22 protein-coding genes are annotated in these 24,387 nt (G+C 58.7%); 3 read left to right on the forward strand and 19 right to left on the reverse strand.

Features of this window, described 5'->3' with window-relative positions; all coding sequences use genetic code 11:
- The first annotated feature begins 8 nt into the window (after nucleotides 1-8).
- Nucleotides 9-371, forward strand: a complete 363-nt coding sequence (locus H6815_00375; GenBank protein ID MCB9858879.1) for a hypothetical protein — start codon at nucleotides 9-11, stop codon at nucleotides 369-371.
- Nucleotides 372-590: 219 nt separating this feature from the next.
- On the opposite strand, the gene H6815_00380 is transcribed toward H6815_00375, so the two are convergent.
- Entirely contained in the window at nucleotides 591-6,707 is a 6,117-nt protein-coding gene (locus tag H6815_00380) for a hypothetical protein (GenBank protein ID MCB9858880.1), read from the reverse strand.
- Nucleotides 6,708-6,840: 133 nt separating this feature from the next.
- Between H6815_00380 and H6815_00385 the strand changes: the two genes are divergently transcribed.
- Together H6815_00385 and H6815_00390 are read left to right on the forward strand one after the other, a co-directional pair.
- Complete coding sequence (locus H6815_00385; protein MCB9858881.1) at nucleotides 6,841-7,191, forward strand: hypothetical protein; 351 nt, start codon at nucleotides 6,841-6,843, stop codon at nucleotides 7,189-7,191.
- A gap of 6 nt (nucleotides 7,192-7,197) precedes the next feature.
- On the forward strand, nucleotides 7,198-7,713 hold the full coding sequence (locus H6815_00390; GenBank protein ID MCB9858882.1) for a hypothetical protein: 516 nt from the start codon (nucleotides 7,198-7,200) through the stop codon (nucleotides 7,711-7,713).
- Nucleotides 7,714-7,935: 222 nt separating this feature from the next.
- Here the strand turns inward: H6815_00390 and H6815_00395 are convergent, their stop codons facing one another.
- From H6815_00395 to H6815_00480, 18 genes are all read right to left on the reverse strand, one after another.
- Entirely contained in the window at nucleotides 7,936-9,264 is a 1,329-nt protein-coding gene (locus tag H6815_00395; protein MCB9858883.1) for a hypothetical protein, read from the reverse strand.
- The gene (locus tag H6815_00400; protein MCB9858884.1) at nucleotides 9,261-9,473 is read right to left on the reverse strand and encodes a hypothetical protein; all 213 of its coding nucleotides are present in this window, start codon (nucleotides 9,471-9,473) and stop codon (nucleotides 9,261-9,263) included. Before H6815_00400 ends, H6815_00395 begins: the two co-directional genes overlap by 4 nt.
- On the reverse strand, nucleotides 9,470-9,736 hold the full coding sequence (locus H6815_00405; protein ID MCB9858885.1) for a hypothetical protein: 267 nt from the start codon (nucleotides 9,734-9,736) through the stop codon (nucleotides 9,470-9,472). Before H6815_00405 ends, H6815_00400 begins: the two co-directional genes overlap by 4 nt.
- 7 nt (nucleotides 9,737-9,743) lie before the next feature.
- The gene (locus H6815_00410; GenBank protein ID MCB9858886.1) at nucleotides 9,744-10,259 is read right to left on the reverse strand and encodes a hypothetical protein; all 516 of its coding nucleotides are present in this window, start codon (nucleotides 10,257-10,259) and stop codon (nucleotides 9,744-9,746) included.
- 2 nt (nucleotides 10,260-10,261) lie between these two features.
- Entirely contained in the window at nucleotides 10,262-11,332 is a 1,071-nt protein-coding gene (locus tag H6815_00415) for a hypothetical protein (GenBank protein ID MCB9858887.1), read from the reverse strand.
- 30 nt (nucleotides 11,333-11,362) lie between these two features.
- Nucleotides 11,363-11,791 (reverse strand): hypothetical protein, encoded by a 429-nt coding sequence (locus H6815_00420; protein MCB9858888.1) that lies wholly within the window; start codon nucleotides 11,789-11,791, stop codon nucleotides 11,363-11,365.
- 3 nt (nucleotides 11,792-11,794) lie between these two features.
- Complete coding sequence (locus H6815_00425; protein ID MCB9858889.1) at nucleotides 11,795-12,259, reverse strand: hypothetical protein; 465 nt, start codon at nucleotides 12,257-12,259, stop codon at nucleotides 11,795-11,797.
- Between the two features lie 11 nt (nucleotides 12,260-12,270).
- Nucleotides 12,271-14,337, reverse strand: coding sequence for a hypothetical protein (locus H6815_00430; GenBank protein ID MCB9858890.1), 2,067 nt, complete (start codon nucleotides 14,335-14,337; stop codon nucleotides 12,271-12,273).
- A 1-nt stretch (nucleotide 14,338) separates the two neighbouring features.
- Nucleotides 14,339-15,922: a hypothetical protein gene (locus H6815_00435; GenBank protein MCB9858891.1), complete on the reverse strand. Its 1,584-nt coding sequence runs from the start codon at nucleotides 15,920-15,922 to the stop codon at nucleotides 14,339-14,341.
- Between the two features lie 11 nt (nucleotides 15,923-15,933).
- Nucleotides 15,934-16,566 carry a hypothetical protein gene (locus tag H6815_00440; protein MCB9858892.1) on the reverse strand — a complete coding sequence of 211 codons (633 nt, stop codon included), beginning with the start codon at nucleotides 16,564-16,566 and terminating at the stop codon, nucleotides 15,934-15,936.
- A gap of 11 nt (nucleotides 16,567-16,577) precedes the next feature.
- On the reverse strand, nucleotides 16,578-17,453 hold the full coding sequence (locus tag H6815_00445; protein ID MCB9858893.1) for a hypothetical protein: 876 nt from the start codon (nucleotides 17,451-17,453) through the stop codon (nucleotides 16,578-16,580).
- Between the two features lie 146 nt (nucleotides 17,454-17,599).
- Complete coding sequence (locus H6815_00450; protein MCB9858894.1) at nucleotides 17,600-18,064, reverse strand: hypothetical protein; 465 nt, start codon at nucleotides 18,062-18,064, stop codon at nucleotides 17,600-17,602.
- A 72-nt stretch (nucleotides 18,065-18,136) separates the two neighbouring features.
- Complete coding sequence (locus H6815_00455; protein MCB9858895.1) at nucleotides 18,137-19,240, reverse strand: hypothetical protein; 1,104 nt, start codon at nucleotides 19,238-19,240, stop codon at nucleotides 18,137-18,139.
- Between the two features lie 62 nt (nucleotides 19,241-19,302).
- Nucleotides 19,303-20,214: a hypothetical protein gene (locus H6815_00460; GenBank protein MCB9858896.1), complete on the reverse strand. Its 912-nt coding sequence runs from the start codon at nucleotides 20,212-20,214 to the stop codon at nucleotides 19,303-19,305.
- A 72-nt stretch (nucleotides 20,215-20,286) separates the two neighbouring features.
- The gene (locus tag H6815_00465) at nucleotides 20,287-20,670 is read right to left on the reverse strand and encodes a hypothetical protein (protein MCB9858897.1); all 384 of its coding nucleotides are present in this window, start codon (nucleotides 20,668-20,670) and stop codon (nucleotides 20,287-20,289) included.
- A gap of 218 nt (nucleotides 20,671-20,888) precedes the next feature.
- Nucleotides 20,889-22,721: a hypothetical protein gene (locus H6815_00470; GenBank protein MCB9858898.1), complete on the reverse strand. Its 1,833-nt coding sequence runs from the start codon at nucleotides 22,719-22,721 to the stop codon at nucleotides 20,889-20,891.
- A complete protein-coding gene (locus H6815_00475; GenBank protein ID MCB9858899.1) occupies nucleotides 22,718-23,302 on the reverse strand; it encodes a hypothetical protein in 585 nt (194 codons plus the stop codon). Before H6815_00475 ends, H6815_00470 begins: the two co-directional genes overlap by 4 nt.
- A gap of 130 nt (nucleotides 23,303-23,432) precedes the next feature.
- Nucleotides 23,433-24,143 carry a hypothetical protein gene (locus tag H6815_00480; GenBank protein MCB9858900.1) on the reverse strand — a complete coding sequence of 237 codons (711 nt, stop codon included), beginning with the start codon at nucleotides 24,141-24,143 and terminating at the stop codon, nucleotides 23,433-23,435.
- Between the last annotated feature and the right edge of the window lie 244 nt (nucleotides 24,144-24,387).

The raw sequence follows: 24,387 nt of genomic DNA on the forward strand, positions 1-24,387 counted from the left end.
TGGTCAGTATGAATAAGCTTTCCACCGCTGATCGGGTCCGAATCGTGTCCGCACTGGTCGAGGGATGTTCGATCCGTGCGACCTCCCGAATGACCGGCGTTGCCAAGGGAACGGTCCTGAAGCTTCTGACCGACCTCGGCCCGGTATGTGCTGCGTACCACGATGAGCATGTGGTGGGCCTCCAAGCCGAGCGCGTCCGATTGTTGTTCAGGTGCTTCGGCAAGCCGGGCTATCACAAGGTCGAGATCAACGTGCCCGAGATCAGGATCCCACGCAAGGTGCTCCGCACTGTGATCCAGTGGGTCGATGACAACGATCGTCCCCCACTGACATCGCTGTTACCGGTCGCCGACTGGGGTGGGCTTGGGTGAGCCAGATCGTGTACACTATGTCGATGGACCGGCGCTCGAAGCACATCCAGACCATCAAGACGCTCGCAGGTCTTGCAGCACTGACCGCGTTCGGATGGTGGCTCGGTCCCGGCGCGTTCAAGTACCGTGACTCTGGCGGAGGCGGTGGCCTCGATGGGCTTGACATGATCGCAGAACTCGATCCACCCACCGAGGAAGAACTGCTGCAACTCGAATACTTCAACGAGACCGGCGTGTGGACCGATACAGTCCCTGAATCATGGAGAGCCCAGCGCGCTGCAGCTCAAGCAGACGACGCTCCGCTTTCTCAGGATCCTCCTTTGCCTGCTCAATCACATTCCGGCGTTCCTTGAACAGTCGAAGAAGCTGTGTGCGCACGCTGTTGAATGCGTAGTAGCGCTGCAGCTCGTACTGATGTCGCTCGGTGTACTTTGCTGCCTCGTCTCCCTCAAGGCTGTTCATCTTCCGATGCACCTTCTGGTACTCATCGAAGTCATTGAAGAACCGATCGAACGCCTGATGCTGGAACATGGTCTCACGCGCGAGGAACGAACGCAGCACGGGCAATCCCTCGATGTCCTGCTGGCGCACGCGCTCACCCTTGGTCTCGCCCGTGACCATCGACACCATCGGATCGAGACCGAGCCCCACCACGTCCTCGCCGAGCCCGCCGAAATACCCGCTGATCAGGTGATCGACTTTCGCGGGTGACACATCGAGCATCTTGCCGATCTGTCTGGCCGTCGCCGACGCGAACGCAGCGCCCTGGTCCGCTTCGGGCAATGTCTCATCGCCGCGGCTGACAATCGGGCGCTGGCGGAAGAAGTCGTAGTTGGCTGTAACCTCGATGAGCGGCTGCATGAATGCGACCATGAAGTCGGGGCGCAGCTGGTTTACAACCGCGGTCACCATGCCATCGGTCGCCCTTGGGTCCTTCCGCTCGCCGGTCTCTGGATTGATGCCAAGATGTGTTGCAAACAATCGTTCTGTCACGATCGAGGCGATGCCGAGCCCGTATGGCTTGGGGATGCGCGTGTACTGCATCTTGCCCTGCGCGTTGCGACCTCGCGGAATGAACCAGTAGCGATCACGCTGATCCTTGGGGATGGCCCAGTAGTCCTCGTCGTCGTAGTTGAGCAGCATGGTCACGATCGATGGCATCATGGTCAGGGCGATCGTGCGCGTGACTGCCGTGATCGGATCTTCCTTGAAGAACCGGCCCAGCTTGTCTGTGCCGAGCATGGTGGCATTGAAGAACGGAACGTACTGGTTCACTGCCTTTGAGAACGTGCCACCACGCTGGAAGTCGAGCGTGATATCGGCAGCGGCCTGCCCCGCTTCCATCAGGGCGCTGATGCCGGTCTCACCATCACGGACAGCCTCGAACTCGCTGAACCGCGACAGGCGTTCGATTCCTCTGTTGCCAGCACGAATCGGCGCGAGCGTGGCAATGTCCTTCGCTGCTTCTGCTGCGACCTTCCTCGCGTCCTGTCTGTACCTGAGCTTTGTACCGAAGATCATCGATGGCTTGATCACGTTTGTTTTCGGATCGATCGCATCAGAGAGGATCCCGCTCATGTCAGCGCCCGAGAGCAGGAACAGGCGCTCGATCTCGCCACCGGTGAATGCTTCATTCATCCCACGCACGCGCTGCTTCGCATCCTTGGGCAGATCCCGCCACCGTTTCTTGGTCATGACGACCGACTGGATCATGTCGCGGATCAGGTTGGGCAGGAAGAACGACGGGTTATTCGCCGTCGCACCCGCGCGGAGTGTCTTTGCGGGGATCGTCAGGAACCGGAGCAGTCCCTCGACCTGCTGTGGGTTGACCATACCCTCGATGAGCTTGAACAGGCGATCGTCCTTCGCCTCGTACCACACACGCTTGCCATCGACAAGCACGCTGAACTGGCGCTTCTCCTTGTTCGCCTGCACGGAGTTCTCAAAGAACGTCGGCGTGTCCATGTTCTCGATCGCGTCGAAAACCGCGTCGCGCTCTGCCTCTGGCAATCGTGAGACGACTGGCCCGAGCTGGCTCAGCACCGACTGCTTGTATTGATCGTCATGCACGCGCTGCGGCTTCATCGGCGTGTCGATCTTGCCGATCCATCTCCCGATCTCTGGTATCGCCTTGTCATAGAGATCGGTGAAGGTGCGTGCCGTCGCGTTGAGCTGCGCGCGCGCGACGATTGTCTGGACGTTCGAGAGAAACGCTGCAATGGGATCGATCAGGTCCGCACCCTCACCGCTGAACCGCTTGATCCCGCTCGTCTGGTTCGTCATCGACTGGCGGTACCTGCCCATGCTCGCAGACGAGGTGTCCCCGTTCTCGTAACGGAACGTGATGTAATGCAGGTTCTTTGCGATGATCTGCTGCGCGCTCTCTTCGCTGATCAAGCCATGGTTGACCGCGTAGTGCCCGATCAGCCACTCGTTGAGCTTCTGGAAGTCGTCGGCTACGTCCTTGTAGTGCGGGTTGTCACGCTCGGACCGATCGACGAACGAGCGCAGCGATGCAGTGCTTTCTTCTGGCATGACCCTGAAGCCCTGGCTGCGCTTCTCGAGCGCACGCTTGGCGATCATGTAGTCTTCCCAGCCGCGGATGTCGTTCATCACGGGCGCGAGTGTCTGCTCGATGCTCTTGCCCGTCACACCCTCGCCGGGCTTGTTTGTGTCCCACGTGCCCCAGTGGAGCACGTGCTCGACGTGCCCGCCGATGAGCCCGTTGGTGCGCAGCGCCCTGATGTACGGGTCCTTGTCCGCTGGAAGGTCGAGCTTCAGGTCCTTGCGCATCGTGTCGGCCCGCTGCATCCGATCAAAGAGGTGCGTGCGGAGGCTGTCGTAGAAGTCACGCGCGTGCCGCCACGGGATGCGACCTAGTGATGATCTGCGGTACTTTGCGACCGGGTTGTCCTGTGCCTCGGTCTGCTTGAACTGGGCACGAGCGCGCATCAGCGCGTTGTACGCCTCTGGGTGCTCTGCCATCATCTTTCCGACGACGGCCTTGTAGAGCGTCGGTGTCTGTGTCTTCAGGTGCGATGGGTCAACAACGAGATACCGAACGACCTCTGCCCAGCCTTCGCCCGCGTAGCCGATCGCGGGCTGTGTGTTTCCGTACAGTTGCTTGCCGAGCTTTGTCAGATCACCACGCCACTCCTTCGGGAACGTCAGATTGATCGGTCGTCGCCGCTCGCCGGGCTTTGCGATCATCGACTCTCGGTATCCCGAGAACAGCATCTCATGGAGCGCGTGCCCGACCTCGTGGATGTGTGTATCGACATCGGTGGCAGACTTGTTGCGTATCTCGCGTCGAAGCGGGCGGTAGAACCCGAGTGACCCGCCCATGCGACCCAACGAACGAGCACCGCCCGTCGCGGGCGCACTGAGGTTTAATGCCGACGACAGGTCCTCCATGATCTGCCGGTACGTGCGTGGCTGCTCCTTGCCCGCCCTGATGCGCTTGATCTGTCCGGGCAGCTTCTCGGGCCGGTCCTTTGCTGCCTGGGCGATGGTGCGATCAGTGACCTGTGTGGTTGGTGTGGTGCGCGTGTTCTGCGGAAAACCAGTGACCTTTGACTGTCCTGCGTTCGCTCCAGCGCCAAGGTTCGGTATGGTGATATCAGGTTGTCCCGTGGGCGCAGCGGTCTGCTTGGGATTGCCCTCAATCTCGCTCCGAAGTGTCTGTGTATCTGTTTCTCTGCTTTTACCATTAGCGATCTGCCAAACAAGACGACGTGCCCTGCGCGATACACTTGGGTCACCACTATCAAAGTGGACCATGAGTGCACCATGTGTCCCGTCCATGGTGCCTTTGTCGATACCATACAGAACAATCCGTCGTTTTCCGTTCCCTGCATCTTCAACCCGCGCGCCACTGATTATTGCGGGAGAATCACCGTCAAAGAGAGACACGCGCCATGGGATACCAGTCGATCGCATTGCTTTCGCTGGTGATGGTCCGCTTTCAATTGTGTAGTCAGGCAGTTCTGCATCTCGCCTTGACTCTTCAACCGTGGGCTCATTCGCAGAGTTCAGGAGTCTTTCGGCGAGCGATGCTTCTTCAAGTTCGATCTGTGCCGTTGTCCATTCCCCCTCTGGAATCTCCTTCCCTTCTTGGGCCAGTGTTCCAAGCAGATTGATCTTCTTCTCAGCAGCAATAACCCGTTGCCCTTGCGGTGTCGATTCTCGTTTCGAGAGTGCTTCTGCTTTTCGCTGCTTTGTTGCAACACCCTTGGAACCTGCGCGTGATCTGGCTTTGCCAGACCGAACCGATCTGTCCCATGCAAGGTAAGCAGATCGCTCATCCTTGCTCATGTTGTTAATCGCGTCCTTGTATTCCACATGTTCGAGACCACGCATGTGGGACCATTTCATCGCGCCTTGCACACGTTCCAGCAGTTTGGTCTTTGTCTTTGGGCCATCGAGCACACCGAGCGATTCAGCGGCTTCGAGCAGGTCATCACGCGAGTCGGACATCGAGTATTCGCGTTGCTCTACAGCCCCAGTTCCCGCCTGATCTGCTCGAACAGTATCGACCTCTGCACCGATCCCGGCTTGCGCTTGCCGCTGGTCCACGGGCTGCCCGGCTGTTCTCGCTGGACTTCCCACTTCGCTCTCGGGTTGGGGTTGCTGCGCGACTTGAACCGGCGTTTGTTGCGACTGCTCTTGGCTGACATTCGTTGGCTCCTGCATTGGCGAGACACCCGGACGATGCCCGAGCTGGGTTGTTGATCCGCTGTCGTCGATGTATCGAACATTCTCCATCTCGGTGGGCGGTGGCGTGTTCTTCATTTTCGACGGCGGGACAAGGCGACGGCTCAGATCAGAACGAACCGGCACACCTTCTTCCTGACCTTGGGAGAATGGTGTACGCGCAGGATCAGTCACAAGACCAGACTCGATAGCACGCGGGTCGATCTGTTGGCGATCCTGCGCCTGATCGAACGGCTCTGTCCCGCGCACACCCTGATCTGAACCCGCACGATTTCGCAGCGCGTTGATCGTCATACCGGCACCACCGATGAGCGGGCCAGCCGCGGCACCGATCGCAGCCGCATCACCAACACCCTCGCCGATGTGACGGTCCATGTCGTACACCGCCTTGTCAACGATGTTCTGCCCGACCTGCGCAAGCGCTTCCTCGATCGCGTTCGTTGCAGACGATGCGCCCAGTGCGCCAGCGATCGCCGACGCAGCCTTGCCCCTCTGCCCCCTCAGTAGCAGATCCCCGACCCGATTTATCGCTTTGCCACCGATGTTGCCGATCACACCGAGCCCGAGGCGCTCTGAGATGATCTCAACAGCAGCGTTGCCGATGCCGACCTTGAACATATCAGCGGTGTTGCGGTCGATCCCGTTGGCTTCAGCGTGCGCAATATAGTCCTGCACACTCCCGCCGAATGCTTGTGTGCCCATGTTGGCGAGCGCGAGCGCCTTTGCACCCAACAAGTACGGCCCTGCTGTGCCAGCGACATTGCCAGTAATGCGACCCGCTGTGAACGCAGCACCTGCGCCATCCGGCCTGAACATGGTCGATGTTGCTCGCCCCGCGTCGTAGTAGGCGTTTGCCATCTGGCGCATCGGATCGTTCGCATCGTCGCGCACCTCGGGCAGCATGCGCCCATGTTCATCCTTGAGGTTGGCATCAATCAGCGCCCTGTTCCCCGATGCGTCGATCGCCATCTCTGTCAACCTGTCGTAGCCGCCCTCAAGCGTGCCCCCGGCGGTTGTCAGCGCATGCGAGACAAGGTCACCAAGGCCGCCCTGCGCAATGCCCGCGCCAAGGTCGATCGCCTGCTTGATACCGGGTGTGCTGTACACCATGCCCGCGTAGCTTGGATCGGTCTGTGCCTGCCTCGCTGCGAGATACTGCTGCACCTGCTGTGGTTGCATCTGCATCAGTGAGTGGATGACTTCTGGTGGAGCGTGCTGCGCGAGCTGCGCTCCCTCGTCCCCCTGTGTTGCGAGCCAAGTCCGGTACTCTGTGAGTGGCTGTGGTGCAGTCTCCATCTCGCGGAACTGGCGGGTAGGGTCACGAGCGTCGGGGTTGAATGCTGGGACAGGCAGTGCGCCGGGCATCTGTGCACGTTGCTGATCAACCCAGCGAGCGTCTGTCATGGGAGGCTGAGCAGCCGGAGCCGCCGTTGCCGCAAGCTGCTGCTCGATGTATATATCGAGTGCATCCATCGGCTGCGATGTCGGTGCTTGCCTCGTTGCTGCGAGTTGCTGCTCGATGTAGAGATCAAGCTCATCCAGGCCATCGGTCTCAGGCCGTGCTGGCTGAACTGGCTGTACTGGAGCGGGTGGCCCGAACTGGGTTGTGGCGAGTCGTGTCATGTGATACCCCAAACGCAATGCGCTGGGGTGGGCGACCGAGAACTGTAGGTATTTCGCCGTAAAACATGGAGTATGACCCACAGAACATCGTCATCTATCTGAATCGTGTACCATGATCGACGGAGGTCCATCCATGACGATCGAGACCGCAATCAAACCTGACTTTCAGTGGGCTGGTTATGTCAGCCAATTTCATGGGCTCTGCTTGGACAACAGGAACGATCCGGGCTTGTTCACTGGCAAGGGGGCGAACTGGAACCTGGTGAACCAGACCAATCGCGGCACGCCAATCTCGCCACACGTAATACGCGACCGTTTCGTTAACTTCCTTGTCGGTTTTGCGGGCCCTGGCATACACCGCATCGCCATGCACGGCGATATCGAGGGCGAGTGGTTCGTGCGCGTTGATGAGAACAAACATGGCGAACTGATAGAGCCGCATCTCGAAGCCCCCGAATGCACAATCCTCAACAGATTTGAATAGAGACCTATGCGCAGATACAAGCTACTGATTTTGTCAATACTCATCATCGCGATTTCTTACGCGTGCGTGGCAGTGGTGATGTACTTCCAAGAGCAGCGAGATGGCAATGAAACTACCAAGTCACTGATCGCGGTAGGGCTCACGTTATTACTAATTGTCCCATTGCTGAGTGTCGCTCTACAGCTCGGCGGCAAGATCGAGGTCAAAGAACTGTTCAACTGGAGGCCGGCTGTGCCATCGCTCGTTCGTAACAAGTCCGCCGTTCGTGCGGCCTCATTCGTCATCGGAGTGGGCTTGTTGGCGTTCGGTCTCGCGAACGGGTACGCGATGGATGTGGTGCTCGTTGGTAAGTCTGACTTTGTGTTCGGCTTTGACACAGATAACAACAGCATGCGCAAGGCAACCATCGACCCGTACTACAAGTACATGCTTCCACGCCACATCCTTCCGATCAAGATCGGGTCAATGCTTGTTGCGTGGCCTGTGTTCTCCGTTGTAGCACAGAGGAGTGATAATCAATGAACCAAATCAAACCCATCATCTTCGCGATCGGCTGCGCTCTCATTGCATATGGCATCGCTATGGGCTGGACGATCGGAAGATTCACCGTGCTTGAGCCCTCACCTCCAGCAGAGTACCAGCCAGAGCGTTCATTTTATTCACAGGCATTGAGCCCATATGTTGGATATTGCATACCTAGATCAATAGCACCGATAGCAATAGGCGCGGGGCTGTGCGGCTATGTCATCGCATCTCGACGGACGACCGCAACTGCTCCACACGCTGCCTGACCTGTTGTCTGGATGGCTCAAGACCGAGTGGCGCGAGTTCTTTACGCAACTGTTCTTGTGCTTGCAATACAAGGCCAGCAGTTACTTGATCGACTCGAACCTCGGTAGATTGGCCCTCGCCCTTCACAGAACCGTTATGCGGGACAGGTTCGCTGTTCCCGGTCTTCATCTGCTTCCACTGAGTCTCTATCTGGTCGCGCTCTTTAATAGCCTGTTCTTTCTTTGTGTTGAGGTCTTCGAGAGCGACACGCTTGTCGTCTTCATACATCGCCTTGTTGTTTTTTACTTCTCGTATCTCTCGTTCGATAGCTTCAACAAGATCATTCGCTTTTCTAATATCGTACTCGACCACATCGAGCATGCCCTTTTCTGCTTGATTCTGGTACTGGCTCGGCCCAAGCGCAGCCCTTGACGTTGTCATATCCATCCCAATATCGCCGCCAGTCAAGTAGGTTGCTGTCATTGCTGCTTGTTCTGGTCGAATGTTGGGTATGGCAGAAGCGTTCGCGAGATGATTGTCGTACGCTCTTCGGGTCATCTCCGGAGTCATCGGCATCTCGCCGCGGCTGATGCGATCGTTCAATGAGGCTCTGATATTGCTCTTGTTTAAGATCCGCTCGCGCTCCACATCGTTGGTCGCTTCTGCAAACATCCGATGGGCCTCGTCAACCTCTTCACTCGTCAGCTCTTCATAGCCAGTGAACTCTTCAATGTTCTGAAGGAACTGCTTGTATTTCTCGTGGAGCCTCGCGCGTTCTGAATCCGTCCTGAGCTGCTTCATCCATCCGTTGCGCACATCAGGGCTCGCGTAACTCATGGCGTGTGCATACCGATCGAGGTCCCCAACAACATCCACTGGACCATTTGGCCCGACGGGGTTCGCCGTCGCCATGTAATCTTGCTCGATGAGGCTTCGGTTCGCCTGGACAAGACGCTGCTCTTCCGCAAGCAGCCTCTCTCGTTCCATCGCAGCCGCGTTCGCACGCTCGGCGCTTCTCAGAGCGTCCTGCTCGCGACCATACTCGAACCGCTCACGGCTCAGCGCGTTGTCTGCCATCGCGTTGCGCTGATTGAAAGCAGTGTTCTGCCTCCGCTCACGATCGAGCATCGCCTGTCGACGCTGCGCCTGCTGGTCCGCAAGCGTGCGGTACGCGACTTCCGCCTCGTACTGGCGTGTCCGCTCGGCATCGCGCTCCGCCTGCTGCTTGAGCTGGAGTTGTTGCAGCGCAAGCGCAAGCCCGCCCTGAATCGAGTTTGCAAGACCTGTATCAAAGACGCTCATGTTTCGTTCTCCAGAATCCGGAGCAGTTCCTCTTTGGTTCCAAGGCGATGATTACTGCTGTGTCTGTAGTACTCAGGATGCAGATGCGCACGATTGAACGCGTCGTGAAACTCCCTTGGCCCTCTGATGCCTCGGCACTCATTGAGGAAGTACATCACGCCCCTGTATCGCATTACACGCATGAGTTCTCTTGTTGATCCGACGCTCATAGGGATCCTTGATAATCGTCTCTGCGTCGAACCTCACGGATCGATCTGTATCCTTCAACAAACAGTTCGTTCAGTTTCTTGTCGTCGGTCTCGCCATTGACATGCACATCTAGCACGTCTTCATCTTTGAGGTTCTCGTGAATAATGACGCAGTGAGTGAAACGACGCATCAGTTCTTCAGCGAGGTCTGTCGCGCTCGCATCGCAGATCGGCGTTGTGTTCTCAGTATCTGAATCAAAGTCGTTGTAAGACAGAGTGTTCATCATCACCTCAGTTCACGATGCACGCCTGCACACGCACATCGCTCGTGTTCCTGTTCAGCACGGCAACCGCGTACACACGATGTGTCACGCCCGAGCCCTGCCACGCGCTTGGAAAACCGCCCGTCTCCCCGAACCGATCGCCCTCGCCCGCGCCGGAGAGCGCCAGCACCTCGTCGTCGTTGATGATGCACGGAAGGTTGCACTTGCCGGGCCACGGCATCCACGCCTCGTTCGATCCAGTTGGGGTCAGATCAGTCGTGGACGTCGGGGTGTCAATCAGCACAGACACATCGACTGTTCCCGTGCCAACAGGCTCGATCGTGATGGTCTCGAACGTCTGCTGTCCGGTGGTAAACTCCCAGACCTTCACCATCTCGTCCTGGCCGAGCACAAACTCTCGCTTGTCCATCCGGCCATCGGTGAGCGAGATCGTGTTGACCATCGCGCGCCCCTCGGGAAATACGCTGCTGGCACCGTCCTTGCGGACTGCCTGTGAGAATGTCGTGCGCATCTCTGCTGCCATGGTTACGCCACCTTCTTTGGATCGGTATTGAAAAGCCCGTACGCGCCGAGCATCGCAGCCGCATTGCCAGCGCTGGTGAGCGCGCTACCAGCGGGGCTCACACCGGGATAGAACTGGGTCGTGGGCTGGCCGAGCCACGGGTTCATGTTGCTCGACGACAGCAGGTTCAGCGCCTGCAGGATGTTGCCCTGCTGCTGCGACTGATTCCCCGCGAGATTGTCCTGCTGCACGCCCGTCCGCATCGCGCTTCGCTGTGAGAGCTGGGCAAGCTGGCTTGCGAGACTGTTCTCGAGCGCACCGCCCTGCATGCCCGTAAACGCAAGATCCCCGTTCAGGCCCGTGCCCGCTGCGCCCTGCTCAAGCGCGGTCCGCTGCCCACGAGCCGCAAGCACTCGATCAGTCGTCTCGCGTCGTGCGTCGAGTTTCTGTCGTGTTGCCTCGCGTGAGATGTTCGCCTCGTTGTTTGCTGCCGTACTTGCGCGTGTCGATGAACTCCCGAGCCCCATCGAGATCAATCGCGCATCGCTCGCACGGTTTGCCCGTGTTGTCGCGCGCTGCGCGTCCTCGTCGATCAGTGCCTCGGCACCCGCGCCATACCCGCGTGCGATGTCCTCAGAGCCCAGCGCGATCCCGCGTGCCTGGCTCGTGCCCTGATCGAATCGACCCATCGCGCCGGTTCGAGCCCCGCCGTAGTAGTCCTGCACCCTGCCGGTCGAGTCGCCTCCGAACTTCAGTATCGAACTTGAGTTGTTGTCAAAGTCCCGCAGGATGTTCGACCGCCCCTGCGTGCCCCGCTGGCTCAGCGCCTGAAGCTGCTGCCAGAGCGGTCCGCCGAGCGCGCCCGTGATCTGATCCATGCCCTGCGTGCGCTCGTTTGGATCTCCCGAGTAGAGCAGGTTGTTGTTGTACGATGGCCCAAGGAAGGCATTGCCCAGCATGCCAGAGCCGATCTGCGTGTGCAGGTCGTACCAGTCACGGGCCTTGCGCGCGTTCCGATTTGCTGATTGTGCTCCGAGCGCACCACCGACCGATGATGCGAGCGAACCAGCAGCTAGAAGGGGAAATGCTGTCATGACAAAGCCTCTACACCCGGCACTATGACACTATGCGAATGTTCCGATGACACCAAGTGTGTAATCGCCCAGATACACCGTCGCGATCTGTCGCTGGGCTGTCCCGGCAACCTCAAGATCCACCTCGATTACACCATCTGAGTCGCTGAGCACATCAAAGACGCGTCCTGCTGTCACAGTGGTGACAAGCTCGCCCGTGTTGGCCGTGATGGTCGCAGAGGCCGCGGCGTTGCTCTCGTCGCGCACGAAGCACCTGAACAGACACTGTCGCTTCATCGCGTTGCCACGCCTGTCGACGACCTGCATCGTGAATGTCACGACATCGGTATCTTCCGCGCTTGCGGTCTGTGACACAGACCGGATCTGCACATCGATCACCTGCGCGACTGAGCGCATGAACTGCCTGATCCCGTCTGGGCTGGTGTTATCGACCGGCGATATGACCTTCTGTGGTGCCATGGATTACTCGTTCATACCAACTGTGATAACGACACTCCATGTCAGCCCCGCGTCGTTATTGATGAACACTGCGAGTCGTTCGCCATCTGCGAGCAGCACGGGCGCGAACTGGATTGAGTGCGTGTATCCACCACCGCGCGGATGGATGTTTACACCAGCAACATTCGACACAAGCGTCGGATCTGACGTGTCGTGTGCGCCACATGCGACCGTGGTGTTGATAGTGGGAAAACCGTTAATTCGCTTTCCGACTGTCACGTTCGAGACGCTGCTTCCGCTTCCAGCCGAAGACACACGCGCAACCCTGCAGAACAGTGGTGCATCGCTGGCGACTGTACCGTCGAACGAGAGTAAAACGGTGTTCACTTCGGTGACATAGTTCGAGGGCGATGTTACTACTGCGTATGCCTTGTTCCCTGATACAAGTGCGATCTCTGGGCTGACCGCCCAACCGAGGTTACCAGCCATGACTCAATCTCCTAATCTTCTACTCCGGAACCGAAAAATTCTGACGACTCAATACCGCTCCCACTCCCGCCCGGATCTGGCGTGATCGATGTGACATATGAGCCGGGGTCTGACGATGTTGATGTTGCAAACGATCCAAACGAATACACATGAAGCGGCACGAACTCGTCGATTGTCGACGACACGCCGCTGCCACCCGGACCCGGACCAGTTGATGGCGGGACAGTCGTGACAGGAGGCTCGGGGTTCGGATCAACAAATGGGCAGGATGGGTCGACGCTCGTTGCCTTGTACGTGACCATCCGTCGCGGCGCTTCTGAGAGTTCGGCAGTCATCGCCTCGACCTCGAAGCGACCGTCACGGCACCAGAGCTCGGCAACAAGCGCCGGCGCTCGACCGACGTTTGACAGCACGGTGTTCGATGTCACGCCCTCGCGGTGCCAGAGCACATGTTGCGCCAGAGGCGAGTACACCTCCTGCGCCGTGCGCCCGCCCATCAGGTACACATCGATCGGTGACGAATCGAGCGTGGTGATGAGTCGCGGCCTCCGCAGGATCGTGTCTCGATCGAGGCTCCCGTGGACGACAATGCTCACCGGGCAGTGCGACCAGATGTTCTGTCCACCATCGGTGGTCAGACCATCCTCGAACTTGAACATGAAGCCATTGAGCCCACCGAAGATCACACGACCGCGCCAGATACCAGCACACGAAGGACCGAGCCACGACGCGTATCCCTCGGGATAGAACCCGCCCTGCCCTCGCGCAAAGCCGCCGATGGTCTCGCTGTAGAAGTAATGCCGATCACCGCCTGCATACGAGGGCAGCAGCACGAGGTACCCATGGCGCTCCGCGTCTCGAACAACCTGCACGAGCGCGGGCTCTGCGGGCTCCTGAATGTTTGTTGTCAGCGTGCCCTGGCTCAGTGGCGTGAATGACCCATCGATGCCGATCACCGCAACACCGGCGGTCGTGTGCGCGAGGAACACGCCAGCGTCGATCATTGCCATCGATCTCGCGCTTGTCAGACCAACACCGAGTTTCACCGGGTCGACAGACGGAGGGCCGAGCGCCCAATCGCTCTGTATCCTCCAGAATGAGCGGGTACAGCCCACGAGCAGCGTCGTGTTGTTCGCCTGCGAGAACCCGACAACGGGCTCGCCGAGCTTGCCAGCGATCCCGAGATTGAGCGCCTGTGCGCCGCCCTCATCCTCTGTTCCGAGCTCCCAGTTCAGCGGGTTCCCTACGGCGCAGAAGTAGATGTTCTGCGGGTCGTCGATGTCATTGAGCCCGACTCTTCCACCGAACACACCGACGAATGTCGCAGTCGATGTCCCGGGCGTTGACCCCTGACCCGGCAGCGTCCCGGTGTCGGGCACCCAAGAGGTCACGGACATGGTGACCGGGTCGAAGATGGTCATGTTCGGCTGTCCGGCGATGTACACCTTCTGATCGAACACTGCAGTGATGATCGGGCCAGCAGACCGTGCGACCAGTGTCGCGACCTGCGAGATATTGCTCTCGTCCTCCCACGCGTACAGGTTCCCGCCCGCGATCGCGTAGCCGATCTCGGCGTGCTGCACGAGGATGGGGACGAGCTCACAAACCTCGGCGACGAGCACCTTCGCGCCATCGACGACGGACACAAACCCGAAAGACGAATGTCCGGAAAAGAGCTTGTACGTGCTGTTGTTGAATGTGCTGTTGGGCGAGGACGCTCCATTGAGATAGAGATTGATCACCCCGTCCTTGTACTCGACCTCCATGATGAATGGGCCAGAGCCGAGCGAGTGCGCGTCAAGTACTTTCACATCACCGGCTGCTGGATTGTGCGTTCCCGTGAATGGCACGCCATGGCGCACGGACCTGATTGTCGTGTTGGTCCCCTCGATACCGACCTCGAACCCATACTTTGCGTTGGGCGAGTTGAGCAGCAGCACCTTGACATTGTGCGCCTTGGATGAGCACTGCAGACGCACACGAGCGGTCGCAGCCAGCGTGCCCTCGGCAATGACAACAGCACGGGTCGAGCCCGTCTGTGTCCACACGCCTGTGTTTGCATCCTGTGTCCAGCCCATCTCAGCTCACGTAATCAGTCGAGTACACCATGAACCCGCCACCGAAATCAACACCAAGCCCGCTCACGGACGCACCGAGATCCCACGTGGTCACGATCGCGCCCGACTGCTTGTTGCATTTCCATCCGTGCGCGTTTGCTCCGCCGCTCCACGCGTTGTCACGATCACCAAAGAACACGGGGAACTTGTCCTTCGGGTCGACCGCAATCCCGTTGTCGCGGATGGCCTTGCTGCCAGACTCGAGCGCTGCGCCCCAGAGGATCCCGCCAGCACCGCCATCGAGCTTGAACGCGCACTGCCCGCCTGCTGTGACGCGCCCGCCAACATACACATCCCCGTCGCTGTCAACAGCGATCGACTTGATGCTCGGATTGTCGATGTCGTTGTTGCCGAGTGACCCAGTCCTGATCGAGTTGGTGTCCGCCTCCCACACCACCGCGCCGGTCGGAGCGACCTTCATCACGGTCACATATGGCAGGACCAGCGATGCGGGATCGAATGTCGAGTTCGGTCCGTACCCCTGATTCGTTCTCGATATGTACAGATTGCCGGCAGGATCAACATCGATACCTGTGATATAGCATCCGAAGGGCTTGACGAACGACTGCTCGCTGATGCGGAAGTACCCGTGTGTTGCGCCAAGACCGTTGTCCTCGTAGTACGCTGCGCTCGCAGGAAGCTGCACACCGAAGATCTCCATCAGCAGGGGCGTTGCCGGTGTGTCGTTGCGGATCTTGAACTTCATCACGCCAGAGCGCCAGTGCGATGCGTAGATCCCGCTGTCGACAACAACAGCGCTCGGGAGTGTCGTTCCAACGCTCGACCCGAGGAACGCAACGAACAGGTATTCCTGACCTGTTGAATCTTTGTGGACGGCCATCGATGTGGCTTCTTGCGACCAGCCCTGACAGTCGTAGGCACCGCGCTTGGTCGTCGGTGTTTCCGCGTCGTAGACATGCACCGCCTCGTTGCTTGTGAGGAACAAGTATTTGTCGCTGAACTCGACCGAGTTGCTGAACCTGTCTTCGGTCGAGTCGTAGATGGGCCATGTCGCCAGCACGTTCCCTTCGAAGTCGAACACCCAGAGACACGTCTCGATGTTTCCCGAGGCAGAGTTCGAGTCGCTGATGTTCACAACTACCGCGATGCGCTCGAGCGTTTCATGAATCGCACAATCAATCGCCGAGTCCTGACCCGATGCGGGGTTGAAAAGGGCAGTGGCATCGCAGAAGAACTCACGCACCATCGCGTTGCCGCCGTTGAACAGCCACGCGTGCCCCTCAAGCCCGACAGCATCGATCGACTCACCCTCGATCGGCTCGCACGAGCCGACCTCGTATCCGCTCACGCCCGACGAGCGCGTGACACTCCCGATCGCCTGCACCGGTGCGCCCCCACCGATGCCGCGAAGGAACAACGGCGCAAGGCCGGGCCTCGTGCCCATCTGGATGTGCTTGGAGTCATCGCCATACGGGCGCATGTTGTCCATCGCGCCCGGCGGGCATGTTTCTGGCGGCGTGTCGGTGAATGTTGTTGCCTCGGACACGCCACGGATTGGTGGTTGTACACGTGTCCGTGATGGCACTGATCACTCCATCAGATGTTGTTTCGAGCGGGTGTGCTCATGGCGAGATGCTCGCGAGACCACACCTCGATGCCAGCGACCTGCAGGGTCATGCTGTCAGATCCGACCGTCTCGTTCGGACCGATCAGCAGCTTGCAGATATCGCCGCCCTCGATGGTCTTGCTCTCGTCACGCATGGCCGCGCCGAGATCGAACTCGTACCAGGCAAATCCAGAGAGATCAGCCTCTGTCACAGCAGCCGAAAGTGTCTGTGTCACGGCAGCGCTGAGCGTCTGCACAGCAGTGTCCGATCCGGGCGTGAACCAATACGGTGTGGCAGAGAGTTTCAGATCCGTGTTCTCATCGCCTGAACCCACCGCCTTTCGTGCGAGCATCCTCACGACAAGTCCGGTCTTCTCAGACGCGTAAGTGTCTGGTACCACAAACTCTGCTGTCACGAAGTTCGCAGCACCGTTGGCCGTGACCCACTCGATCATGTCGAGCGATGTTGCAAGCGCCGCAACCTTGGGCGCGGTACCTGTTCCAATCAGCGCGCGTGTCGAGATGAGCAGAGAACTGAGCGGGACGTTGTAGACCCTCGTCATGCCACCGCGTCGGCTTGCGATCTGTGATGCTGCGCGTTCGATCTCGTTGCTACCAGCCATTCCTGGCCTCCTTATACGTAGCTGACCGGGACACCGTCGATGTCCGCCAGCGGTGTGTTTGTTGGATACGTGCTTGAGCGCGTCACGGTCTGGATTCGAGGCATGTCCGCGTCGCCCATGACACCGAGTGTCTTTGGACCATTTCGCACGTCGTTGATTGCCGCGAGCACTACCAACTCGTCATACTCGGCCTTGCGTCGGTCGATGTCCTCGGATGGTCCGTGCTCCTTCACGCCGCAGTACACACAGGCAGCAATCACAGCCGCGTCGTTCATCGCGCCCGCGATGTGCTTCTCGTCTGGATTGCGAAGCCGTGACGGCTGGACCCTGAACTCCGCACTGAGCGTGTATGTCACGTCTGGCTTTGGGAACACCCTGAGCTGGAACGAACGAACATTGTCGCCGACGTTGACTCCGGCAACATCTGGACCCATCGCGATCATCTGCGGGTACCCGGTCAATGACGGGTTGTTCGCGTGCATGCGGGCAACGCTCTGCAGGCTCGTTGTTGTCAGCTCTCCGCCGAGGTTGTTCTCCCCGGCCCATCCCCAGTTGCCAACCGGCCACGACTGGATGATCGGCGGGAGACGGTACTTGCTCGCGTCCGCGTCGATGCAGTTCGGCGCGGTTGCATCGCTCGATATGTTGATCGACACCGTTGGTCTCAGGAACGACCACAACATGAACCGAGCTGCTGGGTTCGTGTACGAGTAGAACATGTGCAAGCCGTCGTCGATCGCACGGTCGATCGAGTCGATCTGTTGCTCGTCGACGTTGACCTGCGCAGCGCTGTCAGCGTTTGCGCCGTAGTAGGACAGACCAGCAGCCTCAGCCACGCGGATGCGAAGCTCGTCGAGTGTGATGGTTGTGTCGAGATAGGTGTTCATCGGGGAAACCCGGCACGGGCGTGTTCCGCACATGCCGAGCGCACTTGTGCCATCGCTGGCTTAAAGAATGCCCGCCCTCAACCGGGTGATTGGGTGGCGGGCTGGAGGAACTGGCCAGTTTCCGGGCTGACCAATACAACGATCCATCAGGACAGTGCGAGTCCGCACGTCCGTCCGTAATGACAGTTCACCACGCCCGCGGTACTTGAGCGGTCCACGGTCTCGTGCGCAACGGCGCAGTCTGCGGTGCCTGTGGTGGTCTTCTTGAATGCGTACGTTGCTGCCTTCATGCCGAGGACATTGCCCGCGGTGATCGACTCATCGCACCAGAGCGGGATGTCGTTGACCGCCCCGCCGCTGAGCGGGATGTAGTAGATCCGCTTTGTGCCATCGGGCATGTTCTCGACCTTGGTCACGACACCCGCTGGCTTTGTGATGTTGCCCGAGGCGGGCTTATCGAGCTTTCGGGCGCGTTCATACTGATCAGCCGGCGATGCCGCAAAACACATCGCATAGCCAACAAGGATCGTGTCCGTTCCGCTGTAAAAGCCCCACTCGGTCGCGAATGGGAGTTGTTCTTCAATCGTCGGTCCATGCTGCTGGTGTGCCATGGTGTGTCTCCGTCGGTGTGTTCGTTCGAATCCTTGCGGTATGTGTGTTTGACGCTACAGAAGTCGTGCTCGTTACGACGACAGGATCGGCTTGTGGCAGTTGAACCCAGCGCGCTGGAAGTTCAGGCACACGGTGTTGATCGAGTTATCGATGTTGATGTACGAGATGTTGGGATTGCGAGGCTCCTGCATCGCATCGTTGATGTGCATCCAGCGCTTCTTGCCGTTCTCCATCTTCGGGACAATGGCTTGGAAGAAGCGATGTCGGACACCGAAGATCGGCATCTCGGTCAGATCGCCGAACGCAGCAACACGCTGGATATCGATGCCTCGGATAGCGACCATGCCCTTGCTCGGCTGCGAGTCGCCCTTCCAGTCGTCCGGCGCGCTCTCGGTGTAGCTCTCAAGACCATCGACCAGTTCGTGGGACGTGTAGATCCTGTCCCCACCGCTCGCCTGATCCATCTTGACCTTGTACTTGGTCAGCGTCTTGAAGTTGCTGCGTGTGAGCAGACGACGCAGTGTGTCGTTGAGCACCGGATCGAAGACACCGCCGTGTGTCGCCGCCATCGTGCGGGCACGGCGATTCTTCGTCAGCGACCTGTCGATCGTTGAGTACGGGAGCAGTGTTGACGTGCTGCCATCGCCATACCGCGTTGTCATCGCGTTGTAGCCGCCGATCGGGTCGACGACATCGTCGTCGAGATACGGCAGCATGGCCGGTAGACCCCACAGCGACTGGGTGTCGTTGTGCGTGTACGGCGCGCTCGCCATGCCTTCCTCGCAGAGGTTGTACAGGTTCTCGAACTTGTCGTCCATCTGCGTCATGAGCATGTCGACGATCTTCTCTTTGCCCGCGTTGCGCTCGTTGACAAGCTTGCTGATGATGATCTGATCATCGAATGGGCACGCGTCCTGCTCGTAGTGCTGGATCAGGTTCTTGTGGCTGACCGAGCGGACCTCGTATGGACCAACGAACTTTGCAGTTCCGCTGTTTGAGAGGCGGCACTGCACCTGCTCGCGCGTGCCGGTGAATGCCTTCTGTCCGCGCTCGAGGAAGTACTTTGTCAGTGGATAGTCGTCGTACTCCTGCGTGATCATCATCACGTTCTTGCGCAACGACGGCAGGGTGGATTCGTTCAGATCGGTGATCAGATCCATTGTCGGGCTTGGCATTGTAATTGCTCCGTGTATCTCTCTGTCGCGTTGCCCGGTAACGCTTCAGGTGGTTGAACGTGTTATCTGAGTGTCTTGAGCAGCTCTTGTCTGAGCTCCTCCTTGTTCTTGGGTTTGCCGCTTGACGATGTGTTCTTCGCTCGTCCTGGCGTTGCGGTGATCTGCCGTCTGCGCTTTATCAGATGTCCGGCGATCTTCTCTGTCTTCTGGGCCTGCTCGGCCTCTGACTTGGCGTTTGATGCGAGCATCGCGGCCCTGACAGGCTCGACCGACCACTCAAACACCTGTTCGAGCGTTGCATCCGGATACGCAACAGAGAGGCGCGTCATCGCCTGCACGATCCTGTTTCGTTCCTGATGCTGTGTCGCAGTCAGCGACGCGGTTGATCCGAAATCAACCAGCCCGGTGCTGTCGAACATCGAGTCGATCGTCTTGCCAATCTGATCAACCTGCGCCATCTGCGCCTGCTGCTGCTGGACCTTCATCGAGTGTTCCAGCTTGTTCGCCCGGTCTGTCTGCTCCGCAAGTGCGTCAGACTGCCCGATGATGATCTTGGCCGGTCCCTCTCCGAGTTCGTCGATGAGCTTGTTTCGATCCTCTTCACTCATCCGCGGCGCAGGCTCGGGCTCCTCGATCTGTGGCAACTGTGCTGCCTGAGGGGCGACTGCCTGCTTTGGCGGAGCCACCTTCGATACCGGCTTCGGATCTGGCTTGTCGGTGCGATCAGACTCGTCCTCGTCTGGCTCGCTCTCACTGGCTGGCTCGGCATCATCGGTGTCGTCCGTATCCTCGATGTCTGCGTCATCGGGTTCGGCTTCGTCATCATCGGGTGTCATCTGGTGATGCTGATCTCCGCCGCCCGACGGCCCGTTGATGAGAAGCTCGCGCAGTGACTCCTTGTCAGTGACCGCATCGGTCGTGCCTGCCGCGTCCGACAGTTCCCCGGCTGAGATTGGTGTGTTTTCGTCGTTCATGGATGTCCTCGCGGTATTCTCGATTGCGCGTATTCGTGTTTTCTACTGTGCGGGCACAGATTTTGATATTTCTCAGTTTTCATCGCCACGCGCAGCAACACTCGCGTCATGTGCGGCTTGCTTTTCGGCTGCATCTTTTCGCATCTGAAGGTCACGCCGCTGGTAGTTTCGATAGTCTGATCTCGATCTGACCTTGTACGTCCCGTCGTCCTCGATCTTGAGCCCTGTCCCGGCAAAGAGTTGCCGGGCCTCGCTGACCTCTGACGGATGGCACCCGTCCATGACAAGCTCGGACTTGCGACCCGCGAACTTGCGATCGACAGATGGCACACCGCCATTTTCATTTGGAACGTGTGCGCTGGTGACACAGCCACATAGCTCACAGACAATGTCAAAGACAGCGAGCTTCTGATCGATCGGGTCTTCAAGATCGATGAGCGTCTCCTGCGTGTGCATGCAGGATGTGCATTTGCGTGCGTAGAGGGGCATTTGCTATCCTCTTGGGCGAATGATGGTCAGGAATATCAGGTTCGCAATCAGCACTGCAAACCCCAAGTCGCTAAAGCCTCTTGCAGTCTCAGTGTCTAAGAACAGCGAGAGAAACACAATCAACACAGCAACGACTGACGACACGCATATGACACGCTCTGTCCACGCTCCGTTGAGTTGCGGCATCACACGCCTCCCCGTGTTGCTGGTTGCTGCGGCGCTCCGACCCCGTAGTCAGAGCGAATCTGTCCCGCGTGCGCCTGCACTGTCTGCCCATTCGGCGCGCTGACCGGGCCCGCCCCAGGCATGCCGCCCATCACCTGATTCATCGCGTATGGGTCCTGCTGCATGAGACTTCCGTACACCTCGGCGTGCATCGCACGGATCTCCGTGTCGTTGATCGCACGCGCCAGATCCTCGTTGCCAACCTCTGCGCCAACGAGCGAGCTGAGTCCCTGCAGGTCCACGATCCCATTCATGATGAGCGGGAGAATCTCGGGAATGACCTTGATGAACTCGATGATGCGATTGGTCTTTGCCATCGGGTCGAGCAGGTCCACCGTGCTGCGTGGCTTGATGCGGATCACGATGTCCATGAAGTCCGCCTCGCGTTCTTCGGGCGAGAACCCGACTGTCGCGATCGCACCAGACTTCATCTTCAGCGGCAGCAGTTCCTCGGTGTATTGATCGTGCCAGACAATCCATGAGCACGCGCGCACGACCCGCTCGATGAACTTGTCGACACGCCTGCGCACCTTGCTGATCTTGATGTTCGTGTTGTTTGCAAGCGCCTGTGCCTCGGTCGCCGTGTCCGCGCTCGATCTGTTCCCACCGAGCAGCTGCATGTCGGGGCCTGAGTTGTTAGCCCACGCCTGCAGTGTGGCGATGTTCTCAGTGATCTTTTCGTGCGTGCCTCCAACGTCCACCGGGATCAAGTCTTGTGTGTTCGGGACCTCGATCGCTTCGCTGTCCTGTGCTGCGATGACGCGCTTTGCTTCCTCAGCCGAGCCCGGCCCGTATGTCAGCACCCGCTTCTGGTTCATCATGCCCTTGACGAGCCTGCGAGCCAGTTTCACCACAGCGAAGTGCAGATCGAAGATGCGCGAGATGTACGGCACGCCGATCACGTTGTCATTGATTGGGAGCAGGACAAGGCGTTGATACGGCCCTCGCTCCGGTCCCTCGTATCTGTTGAAGCTCAGGTACTTGCCTTGTGCGGGGTCACCAGACGATGCGTCTGCGAGCATGGTCGCGATGTAGGTCTCGCCTCCCAGATAGAACGCGATCTCGTAGAACTGAACCGTCGGGCGCAGCGTTCGCTCGCTCTTTCCACCAATGTCAGCGGCACGGTCCGTCTGGTTGTTGATATTTCGATCAGTTTCAGATGCAACGCGCTGCAGTGCTTCTTCTGGTGTGTCAACGAGCTGATCAATCCCATCTATCTGCCCCTCAAGGTCAGGATCGATGCCCCATGGGTAGTCCTCGATCTCTGTGTCCTTGAGAGAGACCAGCATCCCCTCCCACTCAATCTCGTTGTCCGAGGTCGCTTCTGGGTCGAGGATGTACTTGTCGAGTGAGATGTGGCACGGCGCGGGGCGTGTTGTCTCGATCTCTTGCGTGCCGACCTGCGCGTAGGCACCAGAGCCAACTTGACTGACTTTGATGATGCCGATACCGGCAAAGATCGCGTCCTGCAGCGCCTTGTTGACCTCGTCTTCGAGTCCCGCTTCTTCTGACAGCAGGCCCATCTTGATATCGAGCTTCTTTGCCGCACGCCTGATGGTTGAGAACCGTTCTTCGACCATGGATTCTGGGAGGTGCGAGAATAGCTGCGGCATGAGCGTGTCGACAAAGCCCGCGATGAGATTCACGTACCGAAACACGTTGTCTTCGCCGTACATACGTGTCGCGTACTCGCGCATGCCCTGCTCGCGACGCTTGCGCACCTTCTCGATTCGCTCATTGGACGCTTCGATCGCCTCGGTCATGTCCTGCGGTTGTGGGATGACCAGCTTCATTCGCCTCCACCTCTCAACATCTCCTTTATGCGTTGCTCTAGCTTCTCTCCGTCTTTCTCATTGAAGCGATCTGAGCGGATTGACTCGATGCTGTCCCCTTGCTTCTCCACTGTTGTTCTGATGCGATTGATCTCGTCCACGATTGGCTTGAGTACCAGTTCCATCTCGTGTCTGTTGCTCTCAACAGTTTTTTCAATTGCCCTGTCTTGATCTGCGTTCTTCTGCTCACCGGCGGCGAACTTCTCCGTGTACTGCGCGTGAAACTTCATCGCCTCAGTGTGACCGGGGAGCGCGACGTGCTGGCGCACCATGTCCTCTAGGGGCCTGAAACGCTGCTCTGATCGATCGTCGTTGTACTGAATGACAACGAACGCGAGACCAATCATCGAAACTATCAATGGCCAGCTTGTCTTGCCGATCTTGCTCAGGTCGCTCCTTACCTCAGCAAAGCCCTCGCGCATCTCTCGCGCAAGTCCAGCCACATCACGTGTCAGCGCTACCTGAACCTTCGCCTGTTCTTCTTGGATCGCTTCTATTCTGACGATCCGGTCGTCGACTGCCGACTTGACTGTCTCTGCCACGTCCCGCCCTCCGCTTCCTGCGCAGGTTCTCTGCGTGTTGCTCCATTGCAACATCGCGTGTGCGTTTGCTCATAAACCCGCCGCGGGGGGGTTGGCCCCGCGACAGGCCACAGGGATAGCCGGTGACTCGTTAACCCGGCATCTCTGAACAGGCCGATTTGGCAAGCGGTCGAACGCGCTCGTAGAGGTCGCTCGCATCCGTGCCCTGATTCATTGCCATAGTGGTTTTGAATTTCGTGAGCGTCTCGGATGTGTTCAGGGTCTCGTTCATCGCCTTGTCAACGGATCGCACAAGACCAGCTGCGCCGTTGATCGCCTTCTTCAGCTTGCCTCGGTAGCGCACTGCGATGAGTGGACCGACGATGCTGCCTGCCCACGCAAGCGCGTTGCCGATTCCAGGTATCGCGTTGAGGAACTGACTGGCGAATGTGATGCCATGGCCGATCTGCTCTCCACGGGTTTCACCCTCGGAGATTGCGGCGTTCGCCTGCTCGGCCTTGAGTATCAGAAGCCGGTACTCCTGCTCACGCGCGGTCGCTGATGCAAGCATTGCCGCAACGCTGTCTCGATACTCGCCGAACTTGCCCTGCAGGTCGAGCGATTCGAGTTCGCCCCTGAGCCTGTCGACCTCGGCGATTACATCTGAGAGCGACTCCTCGCCTTCGTCGATGATCTGCTGGTTCTTCTCGAACTGCTCTGGCGAGATGCCGGGCTGGCTCGCCCAATCGTCGACGGAGCTGCAGCCCGAGAAAGCCACGAGGACGAATAAAAACAGCATGGCTGGCGACATCATCGCCAGCCATGCCTTGTTGTCGCGCGCCCAGCGCTGAATTGTGACCATGTGATACCCCTCGTGCTTGGCACTGGAGGGGCGACACCAATCGGTAGATCAAGCAGACTTGTGTTTTCAACTATGGGTTGAAATATGGGTATCAAATGGTTCTGCTCCGAACCACCGCAGGGATAACCGTGGATTGATTGGGGCTTAGGTTGGGATAATCTGGTAACAGACTGCCGTCTCACCCGTGAGACACAACGTCGTTTGTCACTCATGATTCGCGATATCTGAGATACAATCCGTGCCG

Source organism: Phycisphaeraceae bacterium, assembly GCA_020639155.1.
GTDB lineage: Bacteria > Planctomycetota > Phycisphaerae > Phycisphaerales > UBA1924 > JACKHF01.

Excerpts from the sequence above, each read along its gene's own strand:
- H6815_00375 (MCB9858879.1), top strand. The coding sequence starts at position 9 with ATGAATAAGCTTTCCACCGCTGATCGGGTCCGAATCGTGTCCGCACTG.
- H6815_00380 (MCB9858880.1), bottom strand. The coding sequence starts at position 6,707 with ATGACACGACTCGCCACAACCCAGTTCGGGCCACCCGCTCCAGTACAG.
- H6815_00385 (MCB9858881.1), top strand. The coding sequence starts at position 6,841 with ATGACGATCGAGACCGCAATCAAACCTGACTTTCAGTGGGCTGGTTAT.
- H6815_00390 (MCB9858882.1), top strand. The coding sequence starts at position 7,198 with ATGCGCAGATACAAGCTACTGATTTTGTCAATACTCATCATCGCGATT.
- H6815_00395 (MCB9858883.1), bottom strand. The coding sequence starts at position 9,264 with ATGAGCGTCTTTGATACAGGTCTTGCAAACTCGATTCAGGGCGGGCTT.
- H6815_00400 (MCB9858884.1), bottom strand. The coding sequence starts at position 9,473 with ATGAGCGTCGGATCAACAAGAGAACTCATGCGTGTAATGCGATACAGG.
- H6815_00405 (MCB9858885.1), bottom strand. The coding sequence starts at position 9,736 with ATGAACACTCTGTCTTACAACGACTTTGATTCAGATACTGAGAACACA.
- H6815_00410 (MCB9858886.1), bottom strand. The coding sequence starts at position 10,259 with ATGGCAGCAGAGATGCGCACGACATTCTCACAGGCAGTCCGCAAGGAC.
- H6815_00415 (MCB9858887.1), bottom strand. The coding sequence starts at position 11,332 with ATGACAGCATTTCCCCTTCTAGCTGCTGGTTCGCTCGCATCATCGGTC.
- H6815_00420 (MCB9858888.1), bottom strand. The coding sequence starts at position 11,791 with ATGGCACCACAGAAGGTCATATCGCCGGTCGATAACACCAGCCCAGAC.
- H6815_00425 (MCB9858889.1), bottom strand. The coding sequence starts at position 12,259 with ATGGCTGGTAACCTCGGTTGGGCGGTCAGCCCAGAGATCGCACTTGTA.
- H6815_00430 (MCB9858890.1), bottom strand. The coding sequence starts at position 14,337 with ATGGGCTGGACACAGGATGCAAACACAGGCGTGTGGACACAGACGGGC.
- H6815_00440 (MCB9858892.1), bottom strand. The coding sequence starts at position 16,566 with ATGGCTGGTAGCAACGAGATCGAACGCGCAGCATCACAGATCGCAAGC.
- H6815_00445 (MCB9858893.1), bottom strand. The coding sequence starts at position 17,453 with ATGAACACCTATCTCGACACAACCATCACACTCGACGAGCTTCGCATC.
- H6815_00450 (MCB9858894.1), bottom strand. The coding sequence starts at position 18,064 with ATGGCACACCAGCAGCATGGACCGACGATTGAAGAACAACTCCCATTC.
- H6815_00455 (MCB9858895.1), bottom strand. The coding sequence starts at position 19,240 with ATGCCAAGCCCGACAATGGATCTGATCACCGATCTGAACGAATCCACC.
- H6815_00460 (MCB9858896.1), bottom strand. The coding sequence starts at position 20,214 with ATGAACGACGAAAACACACCAATCTCAGCCGGGGAACTGTCGGACGCG.
- H6815_00465 (MCB9858897.1), bottom strand. The coding sequence starts at position 20,670 with ATGCACACGCAGGAGACGCTCATCGATCTTGAAGACCCGATCGATCAG.
- H6815_00470 (MCB9858898.1), bottom strand. The coding sequence starts at position 22,721 with ATGAAGCTGGTCATCCCACAACCGCAGGACATGACCGAGGCGATCGAA.
- H6815_00480 (MCB9858900.1), bottom strand. The coding sequence starts at position 24,143 with ATGGTCACAATTCAGCGCTGGGCGCGCGACAACAAGGCATGGCTGGCG.